This is a genomic window from Ruegeria sp. F11, assembly GCF_056533855.1.
The window spans coordinates 106,133-119,426 of the sequence record NZ_JBQFOW010000010.1 but is presented as its reverse complement, the minus strand read 5'-3'; the positions used below and the strand labels follow the sequence as shown (position 1 = coordinate 119,426).

Sequence of the window (13,294 nt, the reverse complement as noted above, 5' to 3'; positions counted from 1 at the left end):
GCCTGTCAGTTTGGAAAAAGACGCGTCCCGACCCAAGCATCGCCCAATTGCTCATCCAGCCCTGGCGTGCGCATCTTTCGTTTCCCCCCAAATGGGCACAGCGTGATCTCCCCCAAGTATATCTCGGACCCAATCGCATAGAGGTCCACTCGCGCGAATTCGACGCGTTGCCCAATAGCCTCGGCGATCTGAACCATATCGTCATAGCGTTCGGGCCGAGGCTCGGTGTCGTCGCTGGTCTTAAAATAAAGCTCTTTCGGAATGTATTTGAAATCCCGGTCATGGATCATCTGAACATGCCCACGGGATCGATCCCTATCGACCTGCACAAGCTGCACTTCTCCGGCAACGACCCAGAATTTCCAGTCGATAATGTCCTCGCCTTCGGGGGCCAGATCCTCTTCGATGAAGAACCGCGTTTCGATTGTGGAGTACCACCATTCCGCCGCCCAATAGCCGTGTGGAATGGACTTCTTGCTCCAACCGATGAGCTTCTGGTTCGCAAGCGCGCGTTCTTCGGCGTTCATGGGCCACGACATGCGGTAGTTCTGCCCCTGACCATTGTTGCACTTTAGCCAATAGGTTCCCGGCTGCAGGTCAAGCTTTTCGGGAAGCTCGGGCTCAGGCGAATCCCAAAACCTTCGCACCGGAGTAAGCAGACCCCTTGCAGATGAAGGTATGAAACTCTCGGCCGTTAGTTTGTCGGCCGCCGGGCTTTCCGGCATCTCACCGAAAAGCTTCATGACCAGAAGCTTTTCCGTCAGAGTCTTTGGCTTCGACAAATCCGGCAGATACCGCTGATTGTTGGCAAAGCGCGAAAGTGACATCGAAAGCGCGTTCAACCGGGCGGCATCATTACTGTAGTGGTCCCAACCCCTTTGGAAACCTTGACGGGGCGCGCCGCTCACACGGTAAAGATCGCTGCTCTGTATTTTGTCCAGCTCAGATTGCGCCACCTTAAGATACTGTTCTGATTTGGATATCTGTGCGACAGATTGGATTCCGTTTGTCGCTGCGCTGATGTCTTCCTGACTCAACCGCAACGCGGGGAGAGCGTCGGGAAACTCTATCTTTTTGGGTGCAGCCTTGCCCTTTCTGGGCAGCGGGGCGTCGCCGGGTCGAATGCCCAAACTGCGCAGCCTGCGGTCCAGGAACGAATGTCGTTTGACACCTTTGGCAATCCACCACCGCATGCGGCGCCCCCAAAGGTGCACAGCAAGCGTTTCTTCCGACAGGTATTTCCCGCGAAACTCGCGTGCAGGAATGTCATTTGCCTGCCCGGTCTGGCGGAACGGCAGAGGATAGAACACCGGGATCGGACTGGCATGCCTGATCTCATCGAAATGCTTCAGATACCAAGTCATGACCTCGGGGCCATAAACGCTGTGTGCCTGCTCGGACGCGTGCGGCAGTTCCCCTGCCTTTTTCTGGCGTTCAAGCTCTTCCCTTTTCGCGCCTTCCACCCATGGGCGGATCGGGAATGGGTCCAGGCTGTATTCCGTGAACGCTGTCAATGCAGGGCTGTCAGCCGGCAGCCGCATGATTGCATTGCAGATCGTGGTCTTGTTGAAGTAGCCGAAAGTATGGTCTGCTTTGGGAATGGCCGCGATCGAGAACACATCGGTATCACACCACAGGAAATCCGTTTTCTTCATAAGCTGCAGCCTGAAAATGTCGGACTGAGGTACAGGTGTTTTGAACTGATTGTTCATGATGAACTGTTTCGGCTCATGAATCTCGTTCGCTGATACCAGTTCAATGCCCTCGGGCACGTTTTCAACCTCACCATAATGGAACAGCACCACCCGGTGCCCGTTCGCAACGAAAGACAACATGCACATCTGCTCAAGGAAGCTTAGCGGCCCCTCCAGCCAGAGCATTCCAATCGTCGGAAGATTGTTTTCGACAACCATTAACACGTTACTCCGAAGGGTATGCCATCAGGATTCGGGCTGCTCAGGTGTCGCGGCGGGCACCGCGACCTTTGTTAGCCGTTCGTGGGTGCCGCGGTCACGGGCGACGAACTGAACGGCAGGCTTGTCGATGAGCCTACCGTAGAGGCCCCGGTATTCCGGCAGTTCCAGAAGCTGGTCGATCAGATCCTTGTGCCACCGGAAGGCTTTTTTGTGCAGCCGCCTTAGCTTTGGATCAGCCTTGAACTCCTCAACCAGTGCGCTCACCTCGTCTTTGTACCTTAGAACCGAGTCGTCTTGCGTACCGCCCCGATTCCAGCGATCCCAATATTCAGTCCCCAATGTTTGCGAGGAATGGTTGGCCCGCCCCCGGCTTCGCTTGGCCAGATAGGCTTGCGTTGACCGGACGGCGTAGTGGTTGATCTGCGCCACCTCAAATCCGAAAGGGGGGGCCACATGGTTTCCAAACGGCGCGGGCTCTTTCGCATGACCGCCCGGTACGGACCGGAAGATACCCGCCTGCAGGTCAGGCTTGGGATGCGGGTTATGCAGCCCATAGCGGGTGTAGAATTCCCCCTGCCGGAACATCGACTTGACGAAACGCCGCCCAGCCCCGCCGTCTTCGAAATCCATTTCGCAATCGGTGAACTGCTGGGTAATCGGAGCATCGCGCAGCACATGGCGGCCATTGTTCGAAAACAGCTTCCACGGGATAGAGATGACATCCACATCCGGCGTGGCTTCGATCAGATCGTCAACCCTGTTGCCCCCAACGTGGATGTTCAGAAACTCATCCGCATCCCCGACGTAGATCCACTGCGCCTCTTTCACTGCCGGAAGACGGCGCGCCTGACGCAGGGCGGACCGGTGAATTCCTCCGACGCCAACCCGATTCCTGTGAAACTCCACATGCCCCATAGTCTGCAGACGTCTGAGGATCTGGTTCGTCCCGTCCGAGCAGTCATTGGTGAACACGATGATCCTGTCGAAGCCAAGCACCGTGTGATGGGCCACCCATTCCAGGATATACGGCCCCTCATTCTTCATGGACGTAATCAGGACTTTTTCAGGTTTGCCCATCGCCGCTACCCGATACCTTGTGGTCTTATTGCTTGCTGTCGTCCTGCGGAACGATCTTTTCAATCGCGATCTGTGCGCCCGCGATTGCCCGGATACGCAGTTCGCGGGGGTGAAGCCCCAGAAACTCGTTCACGGCACGGATCACACCGTCGCCCCACCAACCGCGGCGGTGGTAATCGTCAAAGGCCATGATCCCGCCCGGTTTGATCTTGGGAAACAGGGCCGCCAGATCAGCAGAGACGCCTTCGTAGGAGTGATCACCATCCACGTAGGCGAATGAGATGCTCTCATCATCGAACAACTGCAGCGCCGGGACCGAGAAATCGCGGATGATGCCGACCTTGCCCTCATCAATCTCTTTCTCGAAAGTTTTGACAACCTTCTGGAAAATCGCCTCCATTTTTTCGTCCTCGGTTCGACCGACGAAAGCGGTTGTATGCGATTCCTCACCAATGTGCTTCCACGGGTCGATCAGGAAAAGCTGGCTGGGCTCCAGCAGCTTGAGAATGGTCGGCGAGAACTCTCCCTGCCACACCCCGATCTCAACCGCGACACCGCCTTTGGGCAGGCGCGAGAGAAAGGTCCGACGAATGGCGTCTTTCGTGTTCTTCCGCTTGGTCGCCTTCGCCGCCTTGGGCTTTTTCTGGCTTCCGGGCATCGCACCGATGACCTTGGATTCGTCTGGCATCTCGACCTCACTGTGGTGACGGGCATTTATTCCAGCCCGCTTTGTTACTTGATGAAGGGCTACCATGCCCAAGACCCAAGAGCCAGAAACTATATGTCCTCAGTGTTAAGCGGAGGTAACTTGTCGATGCCAAGCCACGGTGGCTGCAGGCTGGTGACACGGTACCGGGCCGCGTTGCCCCCAAGAAAACTGTTTATGGCTGCGGACATACCCGAATATGACCCCTTCCCCCTGCGGTAAGAGGTAAACGCGATACTGCCGCCGGGGGCCAGAACACGGTCGATCCGCCTGAGCAACTGGGTCATGACACGCTCGGCCCGGACACCGCGAATAATGACCACGCCGACGGATTCGTTCTCGAAGAGCTTCAGCATCAACGGGGGCAGCGCCCGGTAGACCCGCAGCCGCCCGTCAACGATGGGTTGCCGGAAATATTCCAAAAAAGCGTAGAACGACCGGTCGAGCGCCTGAAGGTCCGGGTCCTGGGTTGTGTCCGCGCAGGCGAAACTGTCCCATGACAAACCCCATGGGCCGATCACCGTTAATTGAGACACCGCATCCAGCGCCAGTATTTCGTCAACCAGTTCGGGCTCCACATGGCCGATCAGAACCCAGTTTTTCTTTCCGCTGATCGATTTTAGAAAGCTCTGCCGCTGTTCCTTTGTTCGCTCCATCTCTGGCGATGCCGAGGGCGGCAGTGTGGGGTCTTTGGGGTCGAACGGAAGGGAAACCTGCTTGGCATCCGTGATCTTGGCATGCTGTGCTGCGGCGACTTCGTAGTCCAGCGGAGTTTCAAGCGCGTCGAGCCGGGCGAACCATGGAAAACTATTCGGTTTAGGGTTTTGAACTTTTGCCATCTGTCCCAAACGGTTCCACTTTGCGACCTGAGCAAAGCTGACCTCGAGATCCTTGTAGGTTTCAACATCGAAGGAGGCGTTTGCTTCCTCAATCACCCCCAAATCCAGCGCTTTCAAGTTCTGCCCGCTTCGAAAATTCTTATACTTTCGGACAAACTCTTTCGCGGCATCCGTCTCGCGGATCATCGCAATTCTCGATTTATGGAAATCCACTGCGTTTTCGTGCAAATCCCCCAAGACGCTGTCAGCTCGCAGGCGATCGTAAACCTCGCGAAGACGTACGACTTTAGACAGAATAGATGTCTCTTCGACATCATTGTAGCAATGCAGGTGCCAATAGGCCTGACCCGTCGCCTCCATCTTCGGGTGAAAGGCCGTGGTGTTCACGTCCCCGCGCAGCCGTTTCATCAGGTAACTCTCAATGGACCTGACGGCATAGTGGTTCATGCGGAACAGGCTTCGCCCGAACCCGGCACCCGTGGTCGAAAATGCCCATCCCCGCCGCCGCATCGCGGGCGGCAAAGGGTCGCCGTCCCCATCCACCCAAGCGAACCGATCCGCCTTTCCCCGAACCGGGCCACGGGGTCTGTGAGTGTTGATCGAGCGGTAGGAGCCATTGTTTCGGATCAGGGATTTGAACGCGCGCAGATTTTGCGGCATTACGGCCCCAAGCTGACCGGCCATGGTAAATTGCTCCACCACGAGGCGATCTTCGAATTCCACCACGCCGTTATGTCCAAAAAGCTGCCACAGCGCCGCAAACCCATCCGCATGCGGCAATGTGTGGAACAGGTCATCCAAGGTCCCGCCGCCCACGCGGATATCCAGAAACTCATCAACATCACACACCAAAATCCACTCGGCTTCGTCATACCAGGGAAGTTCCATGGCTTTGGCATAGGCAGAGGCCTGAGGCCCAAACTTCCAAGGCCCCGGGTTATCAATATGCTTCAGGAATCCCAATTCTTCACAGCGCTTAAGGATCTTTTCGGTGCCGTCCGAGCAGTCATTTGAACTGACAATGAAATGTGTGAACCCGATGGACAGGTAATAGGCGATCCATTCGAGAATAAACGGCCCTTCGTCCTTCATCGTGGAAATGACAAGTCTCATCCGATAGCACCTGTAGCCGTTTTGCTGCGCTCATTGCCTGTTTCTTGCAGGTTCTTTGGACGCCCAGCTTTGTTATGTGTCCCGGCAGCGCTTTGCAAGCAACCGAACCGCGCGGAATTCGCGCGCGCGGCGTTTCAAATCTGGTCGGCTGCAGTTTGCCGGAAAGATCGAGCAAGACTATTTACGGCAGGGCATTTCCCAACGAATACACCGGCGCTCTTAACAGGACAGGACCGGCCAATTTGGTTGTAAAACTGCTATGAAATGGTGCGGTCGAGAAGACTCGAACTTCCACGGGTGTTACCCCACAGCGACCTCAACGCTGCGCGTCTACCAATTCCGCCACGACCGCACTGCCATTGGCTTGGTAGAGGCGCGTATAGACGTTGGCGCTGGCGATGTGAAGAGGCAAAAACACAGTGGTTTAAATTCCCGGGACGCGTTCATATTTTGGGACTTAACCCTGACACCCTCATCTGACAGGAACCGCGAATGTCCCAGCCTGAAACCCGCCCCGTCATCCAGATCGACATCGTGTCCGACGTGGTCTGCCCCTGGTGCATCGTCGGGTTTCGGCAACTCGATCTGGCGCTGCAGCAACAGGGCCTGCTGGCGCGGCTCAGATGGCATCCGTTTGAGTTGAACCCGAACATGCCGCCCGAAGGGCAGAACCTGCGCGAGCATATTGCTGAGAAATACAGCTCGACCGCTGAGCAAAGCCAGCAAGCCCGTGCGCAGCTGACCGCGTTGGGCGCGGAACTGGGGTTTACGTTCAATTTCAGCGATGACAGCTGGATCGTGAACACCTTTGCAGCGCATCAGCTGTTGGATTGGGCGGAAACGCAAGGCCGGCAACACCCGTTGAAGCTGGCGCTGTTCGAGGCCTATTTCACCAAGCAACAGGATGTCTCGAACCCCGAGGTCCTGCTGACCGCCGTCGAAGCGGCCGGACTTGACCCGGACGCGGCGCGGGCGGCGTTGGGTTCGGGGCAGCACGCCGCCCCGGTGCGAGAGAAACAGCAATTCTGGACCAAACGGGGTATCTCGGGTGTGCCGTCGATGGTCTTTGCCGGGAAATACCTGCTGACCGGGGCGCAGGGGACCGAGACCTACAGTCAGGTCCTGCAGCGCTGCCAAAGCGAGGCCGCCTGACCCCTTTCCCCCGCCTGCCCTGCAAGGTATGAGGCCCACATGGAATGGAAAATCACTGACGGTCTGACCAGCTATGAAGATGCGGTCGCCTTTATGGAGGCGCGCGTCGCGGCAATCGCGGCGGGTGAGGCTGATGAATGCGTTTGGCTGCTGGAACATCCGCCGCTTTATACCGCCGGAACCTCAGCCAAGATCGAGGACCTGACCGACCCCGACCGGTTTCCGGTGTATGAAAGCCAACGTGGGGGCGAATACACCTATCACGGGCCCGGGCAGCGTGTTGCTTATGTCATGCTGAACTTGAACACGCGCGGGCGCGATGTGCGACGGTTCGTGAAGCAGTTGGAGAACTGGGTCATCGCGGCGCTGGCTGAATTCAACGTGAACGGCGAAATCCGCGACGGGCGCGTGGGTGTCTGGGTGCGGCGGGACGACAAGCCCAAGACGATCACCGGCAAACCGGCCGAAGACAAGATCGCCGCCATCGGCCTGCGCCTGCGAAAATGGGTCAGCTTTCACGGCATCTCGGTCAATGTTGAGCCGGATCTGGACCATTTCACCGGGATCGTGCCCTGCGGGATCTCCGAATACGGCGTCACCTCTCTGGTCGATCTGGGGTTGCCCGTGACCATGGCAGACCTGGACGCCGCACTGCAGAAAACCTTTGCCGAGGTCTTTGAGCACGCCGAGGCCTGATCCCTCGAATCACTTTGAGACACTCAGGCAAACAACAATTCTGCGCGCTAAGATCGTCTGTTTCCCGTCAGCACAACAATTGACCGGCAGTACCACGGGTTTTCGACCAATTTTAACCAAAACGCGCTTTGGTTGAATACAGCGCGACGGAAATCACGTAGTCTGAAATTGCCAATCTTGAGTGAGTGGTATGTTAACCGGTCGACCGGGGCTTGCCCCCGAGAAATCCGTATAGTGTTTGGTACGAGTCTGCCGTTCCGACCCAAAATCGGAACGGCAATTCTCATTCCGGGATCACGCCAACGCGGCTTTGATCTTTTCCGCATGCTCCGCGATCAGGTCGAAATCTCCCATATTGCCCGGCGGACGCATCGAGACGCCCTCGTGCCGTGGCAGAACGTGGAAGTGCAGGTGGAACACCTCTTGCCCGCCAGCGGCTTCGTTGAACTGTTGGATGGTGATGCCGTCGGCTCCAAATGCCTCTTTCGCGGCCCTCGCCAGTTTCTGGACCGTCGCCATAACGGCGGATAGCTGTTCGGGCGAGGCATCCAGCACGTTGCGGCAGGGCGTTTTGGGGATCACCAGCAGATGACCATCGGTGCGCGGCATGATGTCCATGAAGGCCAGCGTGTCGTCATCCTCGTAGACGCGGGTCGATGGGATTTCTCCGCGCAGGATCTTGGCGAAGATGTTCTCGGGGTCATAGGCGGCCATATGTGATCTCCGGTTTTCGGGCGTTTGCGACAGTTCTGCGGCGCGGCCTTGCGGGGGTCAAGGTAGATGTCGGCACTGTCCCTCTTGAATTCAGGGCCGGAATAGCCAGATATGACCCGTTCAGGACCTGGAAATCGCGCGGCAGACACTTGCCCGCGACAATTAATCTTGATCCAGATCAAACTCGACCATTGAAGGTCGCCCCTACGCATTCTAAAACCAGCAGGAATCCCGCGCGTCAGAGAGGTCTGACAGCGCGGTGTAGTTGCAACAGGAGGCACCTAAATGGCAGACGCAGCCATTCATGGTCACGATCATGAAGACCAGCGCAGCTTTTTCACGCGCTGGTTCATGTCGACCAACCACAAGGACATCGGGATTCTTTACCTGATCTTCTCGGCGCTGGCCGGGTTCATCTCGGTGGCGATGACCGTCTATATGCGGCTCGAACTGATGCACCCCGGTGTGCAGTACATGTGCCTGGAAGGGTTCATGGCCGACCCGTGCACCCCCAACGGACACCTGTGGAACGTGATGATCACCTATCACGGTGTTCTGATGATGTTCTTCGTGGTCATCCCTGCCCTGTTCGGCGGATTTGGCAACTATTTCATGCCGTTGCAGATCGGCGCGCCGGATATGGCGTTCCCGCGGATGAACAACCTTTCCTTCTGGCTGTATGTTGCCGGTACCTCGCTGGGTGTGGCCTCGCTGCTGTCTCCGGGTGGTAACGACCAATTGGGTTCAGGCGTTGGCTGGGTGCTTTACCCGCCGCTGTCCACGACCGAGGGCGGCATGTCCATGGACCTTGCGATCTTCGCCGTGCACGTATCGGGCGCCTCCTCGATCCTCGGCGCGATCAACATGATCACCACCTTCCTGAACATGCGTGCCCCGGGCATGACCCTGTTCAAGGTGCCGCTGTTCAGCTGGTCGATCTTCGTCACCTCATGGCTGATTCTGCTGTCGCTGCCCGTTCTGGCCGGCGCGATCACCATGCTGCTGATGGACCGCAACTTCGGCTTTACCTTCTTTGATCCGGCCGGTGGCGGCGACCCGATCCTGTATCAGCACATCCTGTGGTTCTTCGGTCACCCGGAAGTGTACATCGTGATCCTGCCCGGTTTCGGCATCATCAGCCACGTGATTGCAACCTTCGCGCGCAAGCCGATCTTCGGTTACCTGCCGATGGTATGGGCGATCATCGCGATCGGTGTTCTGGGCTTCGTCGTTTGGGCGCACCACATGTACACCGTTGGCATGTCACTGCGTCAGCAGGCCTACTTCATGCTGGCCACGATGGTCATCGCGGTTCCGACCGGTGTTAAGGTCTTCTCGTGGATCGCCACCATGTGGGGCGGCTCGATCGAGTTTAAGACACCGATGCTGTTCGCCTTCGGCTTCCTGTTCCTGTTCACCGTTGGCGGTGTGACCGGTGTGGTTCTGTCGCAGGCCGGTATCGACCGTGCCTATCACGACACCTACTACGTTGTGGCGCATTTCCACTATGTGATGAGCTTGGGTGCCGTCTTCGCGATCTTCGCGGGTGTCTACTTCTACTTCTCGAAAATGACCGGTCGTCAGTACTCTGAGTTCTGGGGCAAGGTTCACTTCTGGATGTTCTTCATCGGCGCGAACCTGACCTTCTTCCCGCAGCACTTCCTGGGCCGTCAGGGCATGCCGCGCCGTTACATCGACTACCCCGAGGCGTTCGCCCAGTGGAACTTCGTGTCGTCGATTGGTGCGTTTGTGTCCTTCGCCTCGTTCCTGCTGTTCTTCGGCATCGTGATCTACGCCCTGCTGCGTGGCGCGAAAGAGACCCGACCAAACCCGTGGAACGAATACGCGGACACACTGGAATGGACCCTGCCCTCGCCGCCGCCCGAGCATACATTCGAGCAGCTGCCAAAGCAGGAAGACTGGGACAAAGGCCACGCGCACTGATCCCACGACAAACCCAACAAAACCCCGCCAAAACCGGCGGGGTTTTTCTTTGGCATATGAACCGGTTCACGCGCTGAAAACGTGGCCAAGTCGCCAGAACGGCAAAAATAGGCTATTCTGGTTCGGGCAAACCATCCGGCAAACCGGAGTGTTCAGATGCCCGAAATCGACTTTTGGTATTCCATCGGCAGTACCTACAGCTTCCTGACGATCATGCGGCTGGATGAGTGGTGCGCTGAAAATGATGCAACGGTAAAGTGGCGTCCCTTCAACGTGCGCACTGTGATGTCTGAACAGCAAAACGTGCCCTTTGCAGGCAAACCGGTCAAATCCGCCTATATGTGGCGCGATATCGAGCGTCGCGCGGCTAAGTACCACATCCATGCCAAACTGCCCGCCCCCTACCCGATCACCGATCTGGCACTGGCCAATCAGGTTGCCCTGATGGGCATGCAGGATGGCTGGGGCAAGGCGTTCACGCAAAACCTCTATCGCATCTGGTTTGAAGAAGGCACCGAGGCCGGCAGCGAAAGCGCCCTGTCCGAAGCTCTGTTGCGCTGCCAGCAGGACCCGCGCCTGACCCTGGCCCGCGCCCGCGGCCCCGAAGCCGTCGCCGCGCTAGAGGTCGAGACCGAGCAGGCCACAAAACTGGGCGTATTCGGCGCACCCAGCCTTGTCGTGCGCGGAGAGGTCTTCTGGGGCGACGACCGCCTGGACGATGCCCTGTCCTGGGCGCGCGTCGGTCACGTCATCTGATCATTTGGGCTTCGACATGACGAAGCGCTGCGTTATTTTTCTGACATGCCGTATGCATGGAATCAGACCTCGGACACCGAACAGCAGCTGCGCCTGTGGCCACATAACTCGCTGCCCAAACGTGGGGCGATGATTGTGATCCTGTCGGTCTTTCTGTTCGGCCTGATCCCCCTGCTTGCGGTGCTGGGATCGGTGATCCTGTGGGGGTTGCTGCCCTTCCTGCTGCTGACGGTTCTGGGCCTGTGGCTTGCCATCCAGACCAACTACCGCGCCCGCAGTGAATTCGAAGTGCTGACTCTAAGCGGCACCCAAGCCCATCTGGTCCATCACACGCCCGGACAGCAGCAACAGGAATGGTCCTGCAACCGCTATTGGGCCCGGCCCGAGATGCACAAAAAAGGCGGACCCGTCCCGCATTACGTCACCTTGATCGGCGACGGGCGCGAGGTCGAAATCGGGGCGTTTCTGTCCGAGGATGAGCGTATCACCCTGTATGACGATCTGGTTAAGAAACTGCGCGACCCCGCCGCGCAGTCGCTTTAGCCGTTTGAAGCGGCGCAGAGGTGGTCCTTGACCATCGGTCCGACCTTGCCGAAATCCATCTGGCCGGTATAGCGCGTTTTCAACTCACCCATGACCTTGCCCATATCGCGGATCGAACCCGCGCCGGTCGCCGTGATGGCGGTCTGAATCGCCTTGGTGACTTCGTCGTCGTCCAACTGCTTGGGCAGGAATTCCTCGATCACCTCAACCTCGCGCAACTCACGCTCGGCCAGATCCAGCCGCCCGCCCTCTTCATAGGCGCGCGCACTTTCCTTGCGCTGCTTGGTCATTTTCCCAAGGATTTCAAGAACCTCGGCGTCGCCGCATCCCTTGACCTCTTCATTGTCCGAGGCCCGTGCAGCGATGTCCCGATCCTTGATCGCCGCATTGATCAGCCGCAGCGTCGACAGGCGCTCGGCCTCTTTGTCTTTCATTGCTTGCTTCAGGGCGGCATTCACCCGTGATCGCATATCCATATGGTCTGTCCATCCCCATGGCAAAGGAACCCCGACCATATCGAAACAAAAAGGCAGGCACAACAGGGGGTGAAAGCGCTTAACCCATTGAAAAACAACAATAGCCTAAATTTTGATCAGGCTTGACCCAAGGCCTCAACCCCCTTAGGTATGCGCCGGTTTACCTTGCAGGAGAGTCGCGCCATGGCCCAGAACGCCCCGTCCAAGCCCACCGCATGTCTGGCATTGGCCGATGGAACGCTTTTCTACGGAATTGGCTTCGGCGCAACCGGTCAGACCGTGGCCGAACTTTGCTTCAACACCGCCATGACCGGCTATCAGGAGATCATGACCGACCCGTCATATGCGGGCCAGATCGTGACCTTCACTTTCCCCCACATCGGTAATGTGGGCGTGAACCCCGACGATGACGAAACCGGCGATCCGGTTGCCGCTGGTATGGTGGTCAAGTGGGACCCGACCGAGCCGTCGAATTGGCGTTCGGCCGAAGAACTGAAAAGCTGGCTGGCGCGCCGTGGCCGCATTGCCATCGGCGGCGTCGATACCCGCCGTCTGACCCGCGCTATCCGTCAGCAAGGTGCGCCCCATGTAGCGCTGGCGCATGATCCGGACGGAAACTTCGATATCGCCGCCTTGATCGCCGCCGCGCGCGGATTCGCCGGGCTTGAGGGCATGGATCTGGCCAAGGACGTCACCTGCGCCCAAAGCTATCGGTGGGACGAGATGCGTTGGGCCTGGCCCGATGGCTACCAGCGTCAAGAAGCACCGGTGCACAAGGTCGTGGCACTGGATTTCGGGGCAAAGCGGAACATCCTGCGCTGCCTCGCCTCGGCCGGATGCGACGTGACCGTGTTGCCCGCCACCGCCACCGCAGCCGAAGTATTGGCGCATGAGCCGGATGGCGTTTTCCTGTCCAACGGCCCCGGCGACCCAGCCGCCACCGGCGAATATGCGGTGCCGATGATCAAAGAGGTGCTGGACACCACCAGCCTGCCGATCTTTGGCATCTGCCTCGGCCACCAGATGCTGGCGCTGGCCCTTGGTGGTCAGACCGTCAAGATGAACCACGGCCACCACGGCGCGAACCACCCGGTCAAGGATCTGGACACCGGCAAGGTCGAGATCACCTCGATGAACCACGGCTTTGCCGTTGATGCACAAACCCTGCCCGATGGCGTGGTGGAAACCCACCGCTCGTTGTTTGACGGTTCCAACTGCGGCATCCGCATGACCGATCGCCCGGTCTATTCGGTGCAGTATCACCCCGAAGCCTCACCCGGCCCGCAGGACAGTTTCTATCTGTTTGAACGGTTCGCAGCAGCCATGGCGGATCAAAAAACACAGGCTTAACGCCGAAATCAT

The 13,294-nt window shown here is 58.1% G+C and carries 12 protein-coding genes and 1 tRNA gene; 6 read left to right on the top strand and 7 right to left on the bottom strand.

What is annotated here, in order from left to right; translation table 11 throughout:
* Positions 1-5 precede the first annotated feature (5 nt).
* From ACR0NJ_RS14760 to ACR0NJ_RS14740, 5 genes are all read right to left on the bottom strand, one after another.
* A complete protein-coding gene (locus tag ACR0NJ_RS14760) occupies positions 6-1,913 on the bottom strand; it encodes an ATP-grasp fold amidoligase family protein (protein WP_480817896.1) in 1,908 nt (635 codons plus the stop codon).
* 27 nt (positions 1,914-1,940) lie between these two features.
* The gene (locus tag ACR0NJ_RS14755) at positions 1,941-2,993 is read right to left on the bottom strand and encodes a glycosyltransferase family 2 protein (protein WP_480817895.1); all 1,053 of its coding nucleotides are present in this window, start codon (positions 2,991-2,993) and stop codon (positions 1,941-1,943) included.
* A gap of 25 nt (positions 2,994-3,018) precedes the next feature.
* Positions 3,019-3,681: a class I SAM-dependent methyltransferase gene (locus ACR0NJ_RS14750; RefSeq protein WP_480817894.1), complete on the bottom strand. Its 663-nt coding sequence runs from the start codon at positions 3,679-3,681 to the stop codon at positions 3,019-3,021.
* An 89-nt stretch (positions 3,682-3,770) separates the two neighbouring features.
* Positions 3,771-5,651, bottom strand: a complete 1,881-nt coding sequence (locus ACR0NJ_RS14745; protein WP_480817893.1) for a glycosyltransferase family 2 protein — start codon at positions 5,649-5,651, stop codon at positions 3,771-3,773.
* A 265-nt stretch (positions 5,652-5,916) separates the two neighbouring features.
* Positions 5,917-6,003, bottom strand: a tRNA-Leu gene (locus ACR0NJ_RS14740).
* Positions 6,004-6,143: 140 nt separating this feature from the next.
* Here ACR0NJ_RS14740 and ACR0NJ_RS14735 point away from each other — a divergent pair.
* The gene (locus ACR0NJ_RS14735) at positions 6,144-6,803 is read left to right on the top strand and encodes a DsbA family oxidoreductase (protein ID WP_480817892.1); all 660 of its coding nucleotides are present in this window, start codon (positions 6,144-6,146) and stop codon (positions 6,801-6,803) included.
* Between the two features lie 39 nt (positions 6,804-6,842).
* Positions 6,843-7,499, top strand: a complete 657-nt coding sequence (gene lipB / locus ACR0NJ_RS14730) for a lipoyl(octanoyl) transferase LipB (RefSeq protein ID WP_480817891.1) — start codon at positions 6,843-6,845, stop codon at positions 7,497-7,499.
* 294 nt (positions 7,500-7,793) lie between these two features.
* On the opposite strand, the gene ACR0NJ_RS14725 is transcribed toward lipB, so the two are convergent.
* Positions 7,794-8,213, bottom strand: a complete 420-nt coding sequence (locus tag ACR0NJ_RS14725; RefSeq protein ID WP_480817890.1) for an HIT family protein — start codon at positions 8,211-8,213, stop codon at positions 7,794-7,796.
* Between the two features lie 285 nt (positions 8,214-8,498).
* Here ACR0NJ_RS14725 and ctaD point away from each other — a divergent pair, with 285 nt between their 5' ends.
* From ctaD to ACR0NJ_RS14710, 3 genes are all read left to right on the top strand, one after another.
* On the top strand, positions 8,499-10,157 hold the full coding sequence (gene ctaD, locus ACR0NJ_RS14720) for a cytochrome c oxidase subunit I (protein ID WP_480817889.1): 1,659 nt from the start codon (positions 8,499-8,501) through the stop codon (positions 10,155-10,157).
* 156 nt (positions 10,158-10,313) lie between these two features.
* On the top strand, positions 10,314-10,913 hold the full coding sequence (locus ACR0NJ_RS14715) for a DsbA family protein (protein WP_480817888.1): 600 nt from the start codon (positions 10,314-10,316) through the stop codon (positions 10,911-10,913).
* Between the two features lie 45 nt (positions 10,914-10,958).
* Positions 10,959-11,456 (top strand): DUF2244 domain-containing protein, encoded by a 498-nt coding sequence (locus ACR0NJ_RS14710; protein WP_480817887.1) that lies wholly within the window; start codon positions 10,959-10,961, stop codon positions 11,454-11,456.
* Here the strand turns inward: ACR0NJ_RS14710 and ACR0NJ_RS14705 are convergent.
* Complete coding sequence (locus ACR0NJ_RS14705; RefSeq protein ID WP_480817886.1) at positions 11,453-11,932, bottom strand: GatB/YqeY domain-containing protein; 480 nt, start codon at positions 11,930-11,932, stop codon at positions 11,453-11,455. The genes ACR0NJ_RS14710 and ACR0NJ_RS14705 overlap by 4 nt on opposite strands.
* A 183-nt stretch (positions 11,933-12,115) precedes the next feature.
* On the opposite strand from ACR0NJ_RS14705, the gene carA reads away from it, so the two are divergent.
* Complete coding sequence (gene carA, locus ACR0NJ_RS14700; protein ID WP_480817885.1) at positions 12,116-13,282, top strand: glutamine-hydrolyzing carbamoyl-phosphate synthase small subunit; 1,167 nt, start codon at positions 12,116-12,118, stop codon at positions 13,280-13,282.
* Positions 13,283-13,294: the final 12 nt, after the last annotated feature.

Coding starts and splice junctions, on each gene's coding strand:
- ACR0NJ_RS14705 (WP_480817886.1), bottom strand. CDS start 11,932: ATGGATATGCGATCACGGGTGAATGCCGCCCTGAAGCAAGCAATGAAA.
- ACR0NJ_RS14725 (WP_480817890.1), bottom strand. CDS start 8,213: ATGGCCGCCTATGACCCCGAGAACATCTTCGCCAAGATCCTGCGCGGA.
- ACR0NJ_RS14745 (WP_480817893.1), bottom strand. CDS start 5,651: ATGAGACTTGTCATTTCCACGATGAAGGACGAAGGGCCGTTTATTCTC.
- ACR0NJ_RS14735 (WP_480817892.1), top strand. CDS start 6,144: ATGTCCCAGCCTGAAACCCGCCCCGTCATCCAGATCGACATCGTGTCC.
- carA (WP_480817885.1), top strand. CDS start 12,116: ATGGCCCAGAACGCCCCGTCCAAGCCCACCGCATGTCTGGCATTGGCC.
- ACR0NJ_RS14750 (WP_480817894.1), bottom strand. CDS start 3,681: ATGCCAGACGAATCCAAGGTCATCGGTGCGATGCCCGGAAGCCAGAAA.
- ctaD (WP_480817889.1), top strand. CDS start 8,499: ATGGCAGACGCAGCCATTCATGGTCACGATCATGAAGACCAGCGCAGC.
- ACR0NJ_RS14710 (WP_480817887.1), top strand. CDS start 10,959: ATGCCGTATGCATGGAATCAGACCTCGGACACCGAACAGCAGCTGCGC.
- lipB (WP_480817891.1), top strand. CDS start 6,843: ATGGAATGGAAAATCACTGACGGTCTGACCAGCTATGAAGATGCGGTC.
- ACR0NJ_RS14715 (WP_480817888.1), top strand. CDS start 10,314: ATGCCCGAAATCGACTTTTGGTATTCCATCGGCAGTACCTACAGCTTC.
- ACR0NJ_RS14755 (WP_480817895.1), bottom strand. CDS start 2,993: ATGGGCAAACCTGAAAAAGTCCTGATTACGTCCATGAAGAATGAGGGG.
- ACR0NJ_RS14760 (WP_480817896.1), bottom strand. CDS start 1,913: ATGGTTGTCGAAAACAATCTTCCGACGATTGGAATGCTCTGGCTGGAG.